The sequence below is a fragment of the Tenacibaculum sp. AWR4_210 genome (genome assembly GCF_056160945.1).
Window position 1 is genome coordinate 1 of record NZ_JBSWYF010000113.1, and the last position, 219, is coordinate 219.

At 45.7% G+C, this 219-nt stretch carries 1 protein-coding gene; it reads right to left on the bottom strand.

Annotated elements, in window-relative coordinates; translation table 11 throughout:
• On the bottom strand, nt 1–219 hold a 219-nt coding region (locus tag ACXAG7_RS20260; protein WP_476667975.1), incomplete at both ends, for a hypothetical protein.

A 219-nucleotide genomic window follows, 5' to 3' on the forward strand; every position in this document is an offset into this window, starting at 1 on the left:
CTGCGTTGTCAGCTAATTCTGTTGTTCCAACAGCACCTGCTGAGATTTCCAGTGTAACATCTCCTAATAAAGCGTTTGCATCACCACCAACAGTTAAGTCAGAAGAGGTAATGTTACCGTCACCGTTGAAGGCAGTCGGATCAACTACTAAAGCACCCGCACCGTTTTGTGTTAAACCAGTACCCGCAACATCCGCATTTATTTTAGCAGCTGTTACCG